At 67.8% G+C, this 14,778-nt stretch carries 14 protein-coding genes; 1 reads left to right on the top strand and 13 read right to left on the bottom strand.

Features of this window, described 5'->3' with window-relative positions:
• Nucleotides 1-60 precede the first annotated feature (60 nt).
• Nucleotides 61-2,787 (top strand): hypothetical protein, encoded by a 2,727-nt coding sequence (locus VGC56_RS17115; RefSeq protein WP_464126824.1) that lies wholly within the window; start codon nt 61-63, stop codon nt 2,785-2,787.
• 33 nt (nt 2,788-2,820) lie between these two features.
• Here VGC56_RS17115 and VGC56_RS17110 read toward each other — a convergent pair whose 3' ends face one another.
• The 13 genes from VGC56_RS17110 to nuoH form a co-directional block, all read right to left on the bottom strand.
• Nucleotides 2,821-3,081, bottom strand: a complete 261-nt coding sequence (locus VGC56_RS17110; protein ID WP_464126822.1) for a DUF1467 family protein — start codon at nt 3,079-3,081, stop codon at nt 2,821-2,823.
• Nucleotides 3,082-3,084: 3 nt separating this feature from the next.
• The gene (locus tag VGC56_RS17105) at nt 3,085-4,722 is read right to left on the bottom strand and encodes a ribonuclease J (RefSeq protein ID WP_464126821.1); all 1,638 of its coding nucleotides are present in this window, start codon (nt 4,720-4,722) and stop codon (nt 3,085-3,087) included.
• A gap of 131 nt (nt 4,723-4,853) precedes the next feature.
• The gene (locus VGC56_RS17100; RefSeq protein WP_464126819.1) at nt 4,854-5,642 is read right to left on the bottom strand and encodes a type III pantothenate kinase; all 789 of its coding nucleotides are present in this window, start codon (nt 5,640-5,642) and stop codon (nt 4,854-4,856) included.
• A gap of 50 nt (nt 5,643-5,692) precedes the next feature.
• Nucleotides 5,693-5,977: a YciI family protein gene (locus VGC56_RS17095; protein ID WP_464126817.1), complete on the bottom strand. Its 285-nt coding sequence runs from the start codon at nt 5,975-5,977 to the stop codon at nt 5,693-5,695.
• Between the two features lie 52 nt (nt 5,978-6,029).
• Nucleotides 6,030-6,734: a biotin--[acetyl-CoA-carboxylase] ligase gene (locus VGC56_RS17090; protein ID WP_464126860.1), complete on the bottom strand. Its 705-nt coding sequence runs from the start codon at nt 6,732-6,734 to the stop codon at nt 6,030-6,032.
• Entirely contained in the window at nt 6,731-8,182 is a 1,452-nt protein-coding gene (nuoN, locus tag VGC56_RS17085) for an NADH-quinone oxidoreductase subunit NuoN (RefSeq protein WP_464126815.1), read from the bottom strand. Before nuoN ends, VGC56_RS17090 begins: the two co-directional genes overlap by 4 nt.
• Nucleotides 8,182-9,720, bottom strand: a complete 1,539-nt coding sequence (locus tag VGC56_RS17080; protein ID WP_464126813.1) for an NADH-quinone oxidoreductase subunit M — start codon at nt 9,718-9,720, stop codon at nt 8,182-8,184. Before VGC56_RS17080 ends, nuoN begins: the two co-directional genes overlap by 1 nt.
• On the bottom strand, nt 9,717-11,798 hold the full coding sequence (gene nuoL, locus VGC56_RS17075) for an NADH-quinone oxidoreductase subunit L (RefSeq protein WP_464126811.1): 2,082 nt from the start codon (nt 11,796-11,798) through the stop codon (nt 9,717-9,719). The genes VGC56_RS17080 and nuoL overlap by 4 nt, the downstream gene beginning before the upstream one ends.
• Before the next feature lie 9 nt (nt 11,799-11,807).
• Nucleotides 11,808-12,113 carry an NADH-quinone oxidoreductase subunit NuoK gene (gene nuoK, locus VGC56_RS17070; RefSeq protein WP_464126809.1) on the bottom strand — a complete coding sequence of 102 codons (306 nt, stop codon included), beginning with the start codon at nt 12,111-12,113 and terminating at the stop codon, nt 11,808-11,810.
• 28 nt (nt 12,114-12,141) lie between these two features.
• Nucleotides 12,142-12,750, bottom strand: a complete 609-nt coding sequence (locus tag VGC56_RS17065; RefSeq protein ID WP_464126807.1) for an NADH-quinone oxidoreductase subunit J — start codon at nt 12,748-12,750, stop codon at nt 12,142-12,144.
• Nucleotides 12,751-12,783: 33 nt separating this feature from the next.
• Nucleotides 12,784-13,266 (bottom strand): NADH-quinone oxidoreductase subunit NuoI, encoded by a 483-nt coding sequence (gene nuoI / locus VGC56_RS17060; protein ID WP_464126805.1) that lies wholly within the window; start codon nt 13,264-13,266, stop codon nt 12,784-12,786.
• Between the two features lie 5 nt (nt 13,267-13,271).
• Nucleotides 13,272-13,733 carry a hypothetical protein gene (locus tag VGC56_RS17055; RefSeq protein WP_464126804.1) on the bottom strand — a complete coding sequence of 154 codons (462 nt, stop codon included), beginning with the start codon at nt 13,731-13,733 and terminating at the stop codon, nt 13,272-13,274.
• Nucleotides 13,730-14,770: an NADH-quinone oxidoreductase subunit NuoH gene (nuoH, locus tag VGC56_RS17050; protein ID WP_464126859.1), complete on the bottom strand. Its 1,041-nt coding sequence runs from the start codon at nt 14,768-14,770 to the stop codon at nt 13,730-13,732. Before nuoH ends, VGC56_RS17055 begins: the two co-directional genes overlap by 4 nt.
• Nucleotides 14,771-14,778: the final 8 nt, after the last annotated feature.

Here is a 14,778-nt window from a genome sequence, read left to right as displayed (position 1 = left end):
GTTAACGCCCCGTATCCTTCCGATCTTCCTCCCCGTCCGAAAGATGGTAAACAGACGGTCATGAGCACGGGGGCAGAGCGAGCGGAGCCGCGCGAAAGCGCCGGCTGGATCGAAACCGAAGCGGGGGGCAGCGACTGGCTGGGCACCGCGCCGGCGGGGGTGGAGGCAGAGGGCGAATCGGGCACCGTTGAGGCCGGCACGGTCTCCTCGGCTGGAAGCCGCGTCCTGGCCGTGTTTCTCCTCTTGCTGGCTGTCGGCTGGACGGCCGCCGTTGTCTGGCAGGCGTGGCAGGGTGCGATGCCGCTGACCCCGGCGCGGCTCGTTCCCTTCATCGCCACCTCGAGCGCCCCGCTCGCGCTGCTCGGCCTCGTCTGGCTGCTGTTCGGCCGCAGCTCCCGCCGCGAGACGGAGCGCTTCACCCGCGCCGTGTCGGCAATGCGCGGCGAAAGCATCGCGCTCGAAAGCGTCCTCGGCATTGTCGCCGAGAAGCTGGAAGAGAATCACGCCAGGCTGCGGGGCGAAGCCGAGAAGCTGATGTCGCTCGGCGACGAAGCGGCGGACCGGCTCGGCCGCGTCACTTATTATCTGTCCAAGGAAACCGCCTCGCTCGACCGCACGGCCAGCGCCGTGGAAGGCGCCGCCGCCGCCGCCAAGGTCGATATCGGCGTCCTCATGCACGACCTGCCGCGCGCCGAAGAGCAGGCCCGCGCCGTCGCCGAGGCGATGAAGGAAGCCGGTCTCGCCGCCCACGGCCAGGCGGGCGCCCTCGAGGCGCAGCTGTCGGCGATCGCCGCCCGCGGCCGCGACGCCGACGAAGTGCTCGGCAGCGCCGCCCAAAAGATGGCCGCCCATATCGCGCGGATCGAAAGCAGCGCCGAGACGGCGGCCACCGCGATGGGCGAGGCCTCCGCCGGGATGACCGCGGCCGTCGACGGCGCCATGGCGCGTGCCGCCGAGGCCCTCGACGCCGCGCGCGCGGCGCTCGAGGCGCAGGCGGGGGCGACCTTGGCGTCGATCGACCAGAGCCGCGCGGCACTCGATCGCGCCGGTGAAGATGCGGCGGCGAGCCTCGCCGCGCGCCTCGACAGCGTCGGCGCCAAGATCGGCGAACTTGCCGGCCAGCTCGCGGCCCAGGACGCCGCTAGTCACCAACTCGTCACCGGCCTCGCCGGCGAGGTCGCGCGCCTCGACGAAGCCTTCGCGGAGCTCGGCCGGACCGGCGGCGCCACCAGCGACAGGCTCGTCGAGGCGGTGGCGGAGGCGCGGAGCGGAAGCACCGCGCTCATCGAGGCGCTCGGCGCCGGACGCGGCGAAGCTGACGCGCTGCTCGTCCGCGCGGGAGAATTGCGCGACACGCTCGATGGCGTCACCGGGGATCTGGAGCGGCGGGTGGCCCCTGCCCTGTCCGAGGCCGAGGCACAGGCAGGTCGGGCGCAGAATGCGCTGGCTGGCCTCAGCGAGACCGCGCAGGAAATCGACGGCTCCGCCCGCGGCATCGAGCGGCGCGTCGGCGACGTGGCGGCGCGGGTTTCCGAGATCGGCACGATGCTGGCGGCGCAGGACCAGTCGGGCAGGGCGCTCGTCGCCCAGCTGATGATCGACGTCGCCGCTCTCCAGGACAGCTTCACCGCGGCCGAGGCGAGCGGCAGCGCCCAGGCCGGCGCGCTCGGCGCCTCGGTCGCCCAGCTGCGCGAGGCGGCCGCGGCGCTGGCGCAGGAGCTCGAAGCCGGTGCCGACCGCGCCGGTGCTCTCGGCGCCCGCAGCGACGAAATTGCCGGCAATCTCCGCGAAACGGCGCTGCGGCTCGACGAGGAACTCGTCCCCGCCTTCGCCCGCGTCGAGGCGCAGGCCGGCCGCACCCGCGAGGCGGCCGACTCGCTGGCGCCGGCCATTGCAGGCGCGGAAGCGGCATCGGCGGCCACGTTCGCGCACGTCTCGGAGACGGAGGGCGCAATCGCCCGCCAGCGTGAGGCGCTGGACGCGTTGCTGGCGAGGATCGGCGAAGGGTCGGCCGGTGCGGAGGAAAGGCTTCACGCGCTCGGCGCCGCGGCGGCGGAGGCCCAGGAGGCGGCGGCGCGGATCGTCGCCGACACCGGGCCGGAGCTGATCGAAAGCCTGCTGCGCGTCCGCGAGGCCTCGAACCAGGCGGCGGTGCATGCCCGCGAGGCGATCGCCGCCGTCATTCCCGCGAGCGCCGCCTCGCTCGGAGAGGCGGCGCAGGCGGCGCTTGCCTCCGCGGTCGAACAGAGCGTCACGGCGCAGATGGCCGAGCTCGAAGCGCTGGCGGAGAAGTCGATCGACTCGGCGAAGCGCGCGTCGGAGCGGCTGACCCGGCAGATGCTGTCGCTCGGGCAGACGACGGCTGCGATCGAGGCGCGTATCGAGGAGGAGAGGCGCCGCCGCGACGCGCAGGATAGCGAGCAGATGTCGCGCCGCGTCGCTTTGCTCATCGAATCGCTCAATTCGACGGCGATCGACGTCACCAAGATCCTCTCGAACGAGGTGACGGACAGCGCCTGGGCGGCCTATCTGAAGGGCGACCGGGGCGTCTTCACCCGCCGCGCCGTGCGGCTGCTGGAGACGACGGACGCCCGCGAGATCGCCCGGCATTACGAGGAAGAGCCGGAATTTCGCGAGCAGGTGAACCGCTACATCCACGATTTCGAATCGATGCTCCGCCGCATCCTCGCCGACCGCGACGGCTCGCCGCTCGGCATCACCTTGCTGTCGAGCGACATGGGCAAGCTCTACGTCGCGCTCGCCCAGGCGATCGAGCGGCTCCGCTAAGCTGGCGCTCCATCCTCGATGGGGAGGCGGGCGTCAGCGCGTCCAGTCGAGCATGTCGATCGTCACCCAGCCGAAGCGGTAGTTCGCGTAGAACAGCACGAACACGATGGCCGAGACGATCGTCGCCCGCACCGCCGCTTTGCCGAAGCTGAAGCTGTGCGGCGCGCTCGGCGCGTGGCCGGGCGCCGCGGCGACGCCGTCTTCATGCGGCGAGCGCGCGCCGAACGGCAGCACGACGAACAGGCTCAGCGTCCAGAACAGGATGTAGATGGCCAGGATCGACTGGGGTTTCATCCCTCAGACATGGACGATGAGGACGTCGACCAGGGGCTTCTTGCCGGTCCAGTCGGTGGCGCAGCGGCGCACCGCGAGGCGCACTTCCTCGCGCAATTTCTCCGCCTTCCCGCCGGCCCGCTTCGCAGCCTCGGCGGCGGCGGCGCAGGCCTCCTCGACGAAGGCGTCGCGATCCTCCTCCACCGGCACGCCGTGCAGGCTGAGCTCGACGTCCCCCGCCAGGCGTTCGTCGCGCCCGAGCGGGAGGGCGACCGAGATGATGCCCTGGAAGGACAGCTTGCGGCGCTCGTTCATCGTCGTGCCGTCGGCGGCGAGGATGACGTCGCCGTCGAGGATCAGGCGACCGACCTTCTCCTCGCCGATCTTGCGCGGCCCGTCGGGCGCGAGGCGGACGAGATCGCCATTCTCCTGGACGATGCCTCTCGGCACGCCGTTCTCGCGGGCGAACCGCTCGTGCTCCGCCATGTGGCGCATCTCGCCGTGGACGGGGACGATGATCTCGGGGCGGATCCATTGGTACATCGCCGCGAGCTCGGGCCGACCGGGATGGCCGGAAACATGGACGTGGGCCTGGCGGTCGGTGATCATCTTGACGCCCTTCGACGCCAGCTCGTTCTGGATGCGACCGATGGCGATCTCGTTGCCGGGGATCTGCTTCGACGAGAAGACGACGAGGTCGCCCTCGTCGACCGAGAGCTTGTGCTGGCCGAAGGCGATACGGGCGAGGGCCGCGCGCGCCTCGCCCTGGCCGCCGGTGGCGATGATCATCACCTCCCGGCGGGGCAGCTTCATCGCCGCGTCGAAGTCGATCGTCGGCGGGAAGTCGGTCAGATAGCCGACGCTCTTCGCCACCCTCAGGATGCGGTCGAGCGAACGGCCGGCCACGCAGACCTGGCGGCCGGTGTCCTCGGCAACCTTGCCGAGCGTCTTGAGGCGCGCCGCGTTGGACGCGAAGGTGGTGACGAGCACCCGCCCCTCCGCCTCGCCGACGACCCGGTCGAGCCCTTCGCGCACGCCCGCTTCGGAGCCCGAAGCGGCGTCCTGGAACACGTTGGTCGAATCGCAGACCAAAGCGAGCACGCCCGCGTCGCCGATCGCGCCCAACTCCTTCGCCGTGCTCGGATCGCCGAGCTGCGGCGATTCGTCCAGCTTCCAGTCGCCAGTGTGGAAGACCCGGCCGTAGGGCGTGTCGATGACGAGCGCGTTACCCTCCGGGATCGAGTGGGCGAGCGGCACGTAGCGCAGGCCGAACGGGCCGAGCTGGAAATCGCCGCCGAGCTCGATGACGTTGACCTTGACCTCGTCCTGCAGCCCCTCTTCCTCGAGCTTGCCGGCGATGAGGCCCGCGGTGAACGGGGTCGCGTAGAGCGGCACGCCGAGATCCGTCGCGAGATAGGGGATGGCACCGATATGGTCCTCATGGCCGTGGGTAAGGACGATGCCGAGCAGGTCCTTGCGCCTTTTCTCGATGAACTCGAGGTCGGGGAGGATGAGGTCGATGCCGGGATAGGCCGGATCGGCGAAGGTCATGCCGAGATCGACCATGATCCACTTGCCCTCGCAGCCGTAGAGATTGACGTTCATGCCGATCTCGCCCGAGCCGCCGAGCGCGAGGAAGAGAAGTTCTTTGCCGGGTTTCATGTGGTTCCTAATGTTGCCTCCCTACCGCGCAGCGGTGGGGAGGGGGACCAGGCTCTGCCTGGTGGAGGGGTATTGTCGGGGCAGCACGGGTCGGCCACCCCTCCACCACCTTCGGTGGTTGCCCTCCCCATCTACGATGGAGAGGCAGATTTGCTCCGCTCATATAGGAGCGCAAGCCCCTGAATGGTAAGGTCCGGCTCGATCGCATCGAAAATGGGGCTGTACCGGTCGAAGAGCGTCGCAAGGCCGCCGGTCGAAATCACCGTCACCGGCCGGCCGATCTCTGCCTTCATCCGCGCCACCAGCCCCTCGATCATCGCCACATAGCCCCAGTAGATGCCAATCAGCATCTGGTCCTCGGTGGTCCGGCCGATGACGCTCGTATCGTCCGGCGCCTCGATCGCGATCCTCGGCAGCTTCGCCGCGGCGGTGACGAGGGCGTCGAGCGAGAGGTTGATGCCCGGCGCGATGATGCCGCCTTTGTAGGCGCCGGAATAATCGACCACGTCGAAGGTGGTGGCAGTGCCGAAATCGATGACGATGAGGTCGCCAGAATGCACTGCGTGAGCAGCAATGGCGTTCAGCACCCGGTCCGCGCCGACCGTCCGCGGCTCGGCGACGTCGAGGTCGATCCCCCATTCCGCTGAGCCCTGACCCGCGACGACCGGCGCCACGCCGAAATATTTGCGCGCCAGCACGTCGAGATTGTGGAGCGCGCGCGGCACGACGGTGCCGACGATCACCGCATCGACGGCGTCGCGCCCATAGCCTTCGAGCGCCAGCAGCTGGTGGAGCCACACGGCATATTCGTCGGCCGTCCGCCGCGGGTCGGTGGCGATCCGCCACCGGGCGCGGATGACGCCGTCCTCCAGCAGGGCGAAAACGACGTTGGTGTTCCCGGCATCGACGGCGAGCAGCATGGGCCGGGTTTTAGCCGGAGCCGCAACGATAAGCGAGAAGCTTGGCGACCCTAGCCGACGTGGCCGACCTCCAGAACATATTCCGCCACCTCGGTCCGCGCGTAGGCGCCGGCCTGGAACAGCGGGCTTTCGTGGAGATAGGCCTCGGCGTCGGCGAAGCTGTCCGCCTCCAGCAACACCATGAAGCCGGTGCGGTGCCCGTCCGGTCCCCGCGTCATTCCGGCGAGGCGGATGTGGCGATAGGGCTGGGCAAGATGCTCGTTGAACGCCTCCTGCAAAGCGGGAAGCAGCGCATCGCCCCCGGGCTTCAGCGTTCCGGTGATCGCGAACAACATGGGCACCTCCTTGGACCCCGCCTACACGTTCGCAGCGCCGGGCGGAATTGCTTCAGAGGAGGAAGACATCGCCGGCGTGGAGGATCTGCACGCGTCCATCCGGGAGGCGGAGACGGAGCGCGCCGGACGCGTCGAGGCCGTCGAACAGCCCCTCCACCGCGGCGCCGTCGGGGGCATGCGTCGAAAGGGCCGTGCCGATCGGGTGGGCCGCCGCTAGCCAGGCGGCCCGAACCGGGGCAAGCCCCTCTCCGCGCCACCGCCCCAGCCAGCGGGCGAAAGCGGCGGCAAGGGCATCGAGAAACACCGCCGGCTCCGGTGCCGTGCCGGTGAGGGCCGCGAGGCTCGCTGCCGGACGCGGCGTATCGGCCGGATGGTGCGCGAGGTTGACGCCGAAGCCGGCGATCACCGCCTCCCCTTCCCGCTCGAGCAGGATGCCCGACAGCTTCGCGCCCCCGGCTAGAAGGTCGTTCGGCCACTTGATCCGGATTTCGGCGCGCGGCGCGAAGACGGCCGCGACTTCGTGGAGAGCCACAGCCGCGACGAGCGCCAGCGTTGGTGCCGGCGGGTCGCCCGGCCGGAGGCGCACGAGCGTGCTGGCGTAGAGATTGCCCGGAGGAGACTGCCACCCCCGGCCCTGGCGCCCGCGGCCGCCGGTCTGGCGATCGGCGCGAAGCCAGCTTCCTTCCGGGGCGCCGCTGCGGGCGAGCGCGGCAAGGTCGTCGTTGGTGGACGCCGTCTCGGCGACGGTTCGGATCAGAAGAGCGCCCTCGCCGCGTTCCCGGATACCTGCGCCAGAGCACCGACGAGGATGTATCCGAGCGGCGATACGAACAGCGCAGTCGCGACCAGCAGCACGCTCTGCGGAATGTCCCGCGTCGGTGCGTAAGCGGGCGCGGCCTCGTCGAAGTACATCGTCTTGACGATCTTCAGATAGTAAAAGGCGCTGATCACCGACGTGGTGATGCCGATGGCCGCCAGCCAGGTGAGGTTCGCGTCCACCGCTGCCTGGAAGACGTAGAATTTCGGCCAGAAGCCCATCAGCGGCGGCACGCCGGCAAGGCTGAACATGAACATCGCCATGGCGAGCGCCAACCACGGCCGGCTGCGCGACAGGCCGGAGAGCGAGGCGATGCTCTCGACCGGACGCCCGTCGGCATCGCGCATCCTCAGCACCACGAGGAACGAGCCGATCGTCATCACCATGTAGACGAGCATGTAGAAGAGGACCGACGCCACGCCCGCCTGCGTGCCGGTCGCGAGACCGATGAGGGCGAAGCCGACATTGTTGATCGAGCTGTAGGCGAGCAGCCGCTTGATGTTCGGCTGGCCGATCGCCGCGACGCCGCCCAAAATGGTGGAGGCGAGCGCCATGAAGATGATTATCTGGCGCCATTCGAACGCCGCGCCGCCCAGCGCCTGGATGGACACGCGGGTCAGCATCGCCATCGCGGCGACCTTGGGCGCGGAGGCGAAGAAGGCGGTGACCGGCGTCGGCGCGCCTTCGTAGACGTCCGGCGTCCACATGTGGAACGGCACGGCCGAAACCTTGAAGGCGATGCCGGCAAGGACGAAGACGATGCCGAACAGCACGCCGTGCGAGAGGCCGTCGGCGCCGTGCTTCTGGCTGGAGATCGCACTCGCGATGTCGTGGAAGCCGGTCGCGCCGGTGAAGCCGTAGAGCAAAGAGATGCCGTAGAGCAGGATGCCTGAGGCGAGCGCGCCGAGGACAAAATATTTGAGGCCCGCCTCGGCCGAGCGGGTGTCGGTGCGCTGGAAGGAGGCGAGGACGTAGGCGGCCAGGCTCTGCAGCTCGAGGCCGACATAGAGGGTGAGCAGGTCCGAGGCGGACACCATCATCCCCATGCCCACGGAGGAGAGCAGGATGAGCAAAGGATATTCGGCGCGGTAATCGCCGTCGCGGCCGAACCAGCCGCTCGCCGCCACCAAAGCCGCCGCGGCGCCCGCGTAGATTACCGCCTTCGAAAAGGCGGCGAAGGCGTCGGCGACGACGAGGCCGCCGAAGCCGAAGGCGCGGCTGCCGTCATAGCCGGGAACGAAGATCGCCGCCGCCACCAGGCACAGGATCGCGAGCCAGGTGACGAGCTTCGCCGACCGGTCCTCGAACCAGGCGACGACCATCATCAGCAGCAAGGCCGCGGTCGACAGGATCAGCTCGGGGAGCGTCAGAAGGATCGAGGCGAGCATCAATGCGCCCCTTCGGCGGCTTCGTGGGGGGCGGCCGGGGCGGGATGCCCGGCGGTGACCGCGGAATCGCTCGGCGGCGCCGACGGCGTCACGCGGGCAAGGAGGACGCCCACGTCCTTGCGCATCGGCGCGAGGAAGCTTTCAGGATAGACGCCCATCCACAGCACCACGGCGGCGATCGCGCCCAGCGAGACCATCTCACGGCCGTTCAGGTCGGGCATAGCCGCGGCATCGGCGTTGCGGCCCGTGCCATAGGCGACGCGCCAGTAGAGGTAGAGCATGTAGGCGGCGCCGAGGATGATCCCGGTGGTGGCGACGGCGCCGAGCCAGCTCGAGGCGCGGTAGGCGCCGGTGAGGCTCAGGAACTCGCCGACGAAGCCGGCGGTGCCGGGCAGGCCGACGGAGGCCATGGTGAAGAGCAGGAACAGAACGGCGTAAGCCGGCATGTTGTTCGAGAGGCCGCCATAGCGGTCGATCTCGCGGGTGTGGAGGCGGTCGTAGATGACGCCGACGCACAGGAAGAGCGCGCCTGAGACGAGGCCGTGGCTGAGCATGACGATCAGCGCGCCGTCCAACCCTTGGCGGTTGAAGGCGAAGATGCCGATGGTAACGAACGCCATGTGGGCGACCGACGAGTAAGCGATCAGCTTCTTCATGTCGCGCTGCACCAAAGCGACGAGCGAGGTGTAGACGATCGCCACCATCGACAGGCCGTAGACCAGCCAGGCGAGCTGCGCCGACGCGTCGGGGAACATCGGCAGCGAGAAGCGGATGAAGCCGTAGCCGCCGAGCTTCAGCAGCACGCCGGCGAGGATCACCGAGCCCGCGGTCGGTGCCTGCACGTGCGCGTCCGGAAGCCAGGTATGGACAGGCCACATCGGCATCTTGACCGCGAACGAGGCGAAGAAGGCGAGCCACAGCCAGGTCTGCGCCTGCTTGGGGAAGTTGGTGGCGAGGAGGTGCGGGATGTAGGTGTCGCCGTGGGTGAAGCCGGTCATCCACAGCATCGCGACCAGCATCAGCACCGAGCCGAGCAGGGTGTAGAGGAAGAATTTGTAGCTGGCGTAGATCCGCTCGGCGCCGCCCCAGATGCCGATGATCAGGAACATCGGGATGAGGCCGGCCTCGAAGAAGATGTAGAAGAGGTAGAGATCCTGCGCCATGAAGACGCCGATCATCATCGTCTCCATCGCCAGGAACGCAGCCATATATTCCGGCACGCGCTTCTCGATCGCGGTCCAGCTGGCGAGAATGCAGATCGGCATCAGGAACAGCGAGAGCATGGTCAGCATCAAGGCGATGCCGTCGATTCCGAGGGCCCATGCGAAGGGGGAGAAGTCCGGCCGGACATATTCCTGGAACTGCCATTGCGGCCCGCCGATCTGGTAGTTCGCCCACAAAGCGACGCCGAGCGCGAGGTCTAGCAGCGTCGCGGCCAGCGCAATCCAGCGCGCGCCCTTGGCGGAGGCGAACAGGCACCCGATCGCGCCCAGCACGGGGATCGCGAGCAGGATCGTGAGAATCGGGAAACCCATCATCGCGCCATCGCCCAGGTGGCGGCGGCGGCGAGGCCGAGGAGCATCACCAGCGCATAGGTGTAGAGGTAGCCGGACTGGAGACGGGCGGTCAGCACGTTGCCCACCCGGACCACGCCGGCGGCGCCGTCCGGCCCGAAGCGGTCGATGGTCCCCTCGTCGCCCTTCTTCCAAAGGAAGCGGCCGAGGCGCAACGAGGGGCGGACGAAGACCGCGTCGTACAGCTCGTCGAAATACCATTTGTTGAGCAGGAAGGCATAGAGGAGCCGGTATTGGTCGACGAACCGCTTCGGCCAATCGGTACGGCGGATGTACGCCTGCCAGGCGACCAGGAAACCGAGGATCATGGCGATGCTCGGCGCGAACTTCACCAGGAAGGACAATCGCTCCATCCCCTCGGCGAGGTCCTCGCTGAACGCCACGCTGCCGGCCCAGAAATGCGGCGCGCCGTTGGGCTGGATGAACCAGCGCGCGAACACCATGCCGGCGAGCACCGCGCCCAAAGACAGGATCGCGAGCGGGATCAGCATCGCCCACGGGCTCTCGTGGGGATGGTAACCGCCGGTGCCGGCCGGCACCTGCTCGGCCCCCGCCTCGTGCGGCCTCGTGTCGTGGCCTGAATCCTCTTCGTCGGGATGGTCGTCATGGGCGTGGCCATCGCCGTGCGCGTCGTGGAGGGCGTGCTGGATATGCTCGGACGCCGCCCAGCGCGGCTTGCCCCAGAAGGTCAGGAACATCAGCCGCCACGAATAGAAGCTGGTGAGGAAGGCGGCGAAGATGCCGACGGCGAAGGCGAAGCCGCCCAAAGTCGTGCCCTTCGCATAGGCCGCCTCGATGATCGCGTCCTTCGAATAGAAGCCCGCGAAGCCGAAGCCGAAACCCTCACTCTCCCAGCCCACGCCGGTGATCGCCAGCGTGCCTGCCATCATCGCCCAGAAGGTGAAGGGGATCTTCTTCCTCAGGCCGCCGTAGAAGCGCATGTCCTGCTCGTGGTGCATGGCGTGGATCACCGAGCCGGCGCCGAGGAACAGCAAAGCCTTGAAGAAGGCGTGGGTGAAGAGGTGGAACATCGCCGCGCCGTAGGCGCCGACGCCGGCGGCGAAGAACATGTAGCCCAGCTGCGAGCAGGTCGAATAGGCGATGACGCGCTTGATGTCGTTCTGGACCGTGCCGACGGTGGCGGCGAACAGGGCCGTGGCCGCGCCGACGAAGGTCACCACGGCCGTCGCGGTGGCGCTCGTCTCGAACATCGGCGACAGGCGGCAGACCATGAACACGCCGGCCGTCACCATCGTCGCGGCGTGGATGAGGGCGGAGACCGGCGTCGGGCCCTCCATCGCGTCCGGCAGCCAGGTGTGCAGGCCGAGCTGCGCCGACTTGCCCATCGCGCCGACGAAGAGAAGGATGCAGATGAGCGTCATCGTATCGAGGCGATGGCCGAGGAAGCCGATCGTCGAGCCCGCCATGCCCGGCGCAGCGTGGAGAATCGCCGGGATCGAGACGGTGCCGAACACCAGGAAGGTCGCGAAGATGCCGAGGCTGAAGCCGAAATCGCCAACGCGGTTGACGATGAACGCCTTCATCGCCGCGGCATTGGCCGACGGCTTGTAATACCAGAAGCCGATGAGGAGGTAGGAAGCGAGGCCGACGCCCTCCCAGCCGAAGAACATCTGGACGAGGTTGTCGGCGGTCACCAGCATCAGCATCGCGAAGGTGAAGAGCGAGAGGTAGGCGAAGAAGCGCGGCTGGCTGTCGTCCTCCGCCATATAGCCCCAGGAGTAGAGGTGGACGAGCGCCGAGACGGTCGTCACCACCACGAGCATCACCGAGGTGAGCGAATCCACCCGCAGCGCCCAGTCGACGTTGAGGTCGCCCGAATGGATCCAGTGGAGCACCGGATAGAGCTGGCTCTGCTGGGTGCCGGCGAGGAAGCCGAGGAAGATCGGCCAGCTCAGCGCCAGCGATCCGAACAGCGCGCCTGTGGTCACCAGTTTCGCGGCGGTGTTGCCGATGAAGCGGTTGCCGAGGCCGGCGACGATCGCGGCCAGCAGCGGCAGGAAGACGATGAGGACGACGTTCATCTGCCCCGCTCAGCCCTTCATCTGGTGGACGTCGTCGACCGCGATCGTGCCGCGGCCGCGGAAGTAGATGACGAGGATCGCAAGGCCGATCGCCGCCTCGCCCGCCGCGACGGTCAGCACGAACATCGCGAACACCTGGCCGACGAGGTCGCCGAGGTAAGCGGAGAAAGCGACGAGGTTGATGTTCACCGCGAGCAGGATCAGCTCGATCGCCATCAGGATGACGATAATGTTCTTGCGGTTCAAAAAGATGCCTAGCACGCCAAGCACGAACAGCACCGCACCGACCGCGAGGTAATGGCCCAGGCCGATCATGATCGGCGTCCTTTCACGCAGCGCCCGATCACAGCGACACCCCCTGCCCGACGCCCGGATCCATGTTCACCACCGCATCCTGCGGGCGCCGCCGGTTTTGGGAGGAGACGTTCTGCGGGCGAACGTCGCTGCGCTTCCTGTGGGTGAGCACGATGGCGCCGATCATCGCCACGAGGAGGACGAGGCCCGCCCCTTCGAAGATGAACAGATATTTCGTGTACAGCACCGTGCCGAGCGCCTCGATATTGGCGACGTGCCGCGGCGCGGGCGAGCCGCGAACGGGAACGAGTCCGCCGGCCTTCCAGGCGACGACGGTGAAGAACAATTCGGCCAGGAGGCCGAGCGCGAGCACCATGGCGCCGGGCCAGTAGCGCGCGAAGCCGGCGCGCAGCTCGGCGAAATCGATGTCGAGCATCATCACCACGAACAGGAACAGCACGGCAACCGCGCCGACGTAAACGATGACGAGGAGCATCGCGATGAACTCCGCCCCCAACGTCACGAACAGCCCCGCCGCGTTGAAGAAGGCGAGGATCAGCCAGAGCACCGAATGGACCGGGTTGCGCGACGCGATCGTCATCACGCCCGAGGCGATGACGATGGTTGCGAACAGGTAGAAGGCGAAGGCCTGGATCACGTGGTCGGGGGGTCCTGAGATTCGGCGGGCGGATTAGCGGTAGGGGGCATCGGCGGCAAGGTTCGCGGCGAGCGCGCGCTCCCATTTGTCGCCGTTCTCGAGCAGCTTCGCCTTGTCGTAGAGGAGCTCCTCGCGGGTTTCGGTGGCGAACTCGAAATTGGGCCCCTCGACGATGGCATCCACAGGGCACGCCTCCTGGCAGAGGCCGCAGTAAATGCACTTGGTCATGTCGATGTCGTAGCGCGTCGTGCGGCGGCTGCCGTCCTCGCGCGGCTCGGACTCGATGGTGATGCACACTGCCGGGCACACCGCCTCGCACAATTTGCACGCGATGCAGCGCTCCTCGCCGTTCGGGTAGCGCCTGAGCGCGTGCTCGCCGCGAAAACGGGGCGACAGCGGGTTCTTCTCGAACGGGTAGTTGATCGTCGCCTTTGGCTTGAAGAAATATTTCAGGGTCAGCCAGTGCGCCTTCACGAACTCCCAGAGGGTGAAGGACTTGATGAAGTGCGAGAGCATGTGACCTACGACCTCTGCTTGGCTGGCGCGCGCACGCACATGCCGATCGCCTTCAGGCGGGAAACTGACATGGCTACGCCCGAGCCGGTGGCGGTGACCGGCCCGCTTTGCGTCAGCACGGTAAGGCGATTGGCCTCGTAATCCGTCCCTTGCACCTCCACGAATTGGAAAGACGTCTCCGTGCCGCCGTTGAAGCCTTTGAATTCGCTCTGCCGAACACGAACCCCCATCATCCCGGTCTCGCCGGCCTTGTTCGTCATGCGTGTGCCATTTCGCACGAACGGCTCGCCGTTGGCGACCGTGACGGCGTCGGCCGCGTAGTCGAACGTGAAGGTCGAGACGTTCGCGTGGTCATCGACCAGGCGACATTCGACCGCGCCGGAGACGAAGCCGGCGGCGGCGCGCGCCGGCGTTGCCGTCGCGGCGGCGATGCAAATGAGGAGAGCGGGGGTGAAAGCGGATTTCATCCCAGCGCCCCGTAGCGGAATATCTCGAGGTAGCCGGACACCAGGAACACCCAGATCAGCGAGAAGGGGAGGAAGATCTTCCAGCCGAGCCGCATCAGCTGGTCGTAGCGGAAGCGGGGGACCGTCGCCTTCACCCAGCTGAACACGAAGAAGAAGAACAGGATCTTGCCGAAGAACCAGAAGATGCCGGGGATGTAGTAGAGCGGCGCCCACTCGAACGGCGGCAGCCACCCGCCCCAGAACAGCACCGCCGTCATGCCGCACATCAGGAGGACGTTGCCGTACTCGCCGAGCCAGAACAGGGCGAAGCTCATCGAGCTGTACTCCGTCTGGTAGCCGGCGACGAGCTCGCTCTCCGCCTCGGTAAGGTCGAACGGGGCGCGGGCGGTCTCGGCCATGGCGGAGATGAGGAAGATGACCGACATCGGAAACAGCAAGGGGTTGAAGCCGAAGCCGTTCAGGAACCCGAGCACGTGGCCCCTCTGGGCGGCGATGATGTCCGAAAGGTTGAAGCTGTCCGCCCACAGGATCACGGTGATGAGGACGAAGCCGACCGAGACTTCGTAGCTCACCATCTGCGCCGCCGCGCGGAGCGCCGAGTAGAAGGGGTATTTGGAGTTGGACGCCCAGCCCGCAATGATCACGCCGTAGACGCCGAGGGAGCTGATCGCGAGCAGGTACAGCATGCCGACGTTGATGTCGGCGAGCACCATGCCCGGCCCGAACGGCACGACCGCCCATCCAACGAGCGCCACGGTGAAGGTGAGGATCGGCGCGATCAGGAACAGGCCCCGGTTCGCGCTCGACGGGATGATGGTCTCCTTGAGGTAGACCTTGAGCCCATCCGCGAAGCTTTGGAGGAGCCCGAACGGCCCCACCACGTTGGGCCCGCGCCGCAGCGCCATCGCCGCCCAGATCTTGCGGTCGGCATAGATGATCATCGCCACCGCCAGCATCAGCGGCAGGGCGATCATCAGCACGAGGATCAGGGTCGCGAGAATCCAGCCGGCGCCGTAGCCGAGCCAGCTCCCCTGCAGATAAGCGG

The organism is Allosphingosinicella sp. (genome assembly GCF_036403745.1).
Classification (GTDB): domain Bacteria; phylum Pseudomonadota; class Alphaproteobacteria; order Sphingomonadales; family Sphingomonadaceae; genus Allosphingosinicella.
Note: the sequence above shows the minus strand (reverse complement) of the source record. Positions and strands in the feature narration are given on the sequence as shown.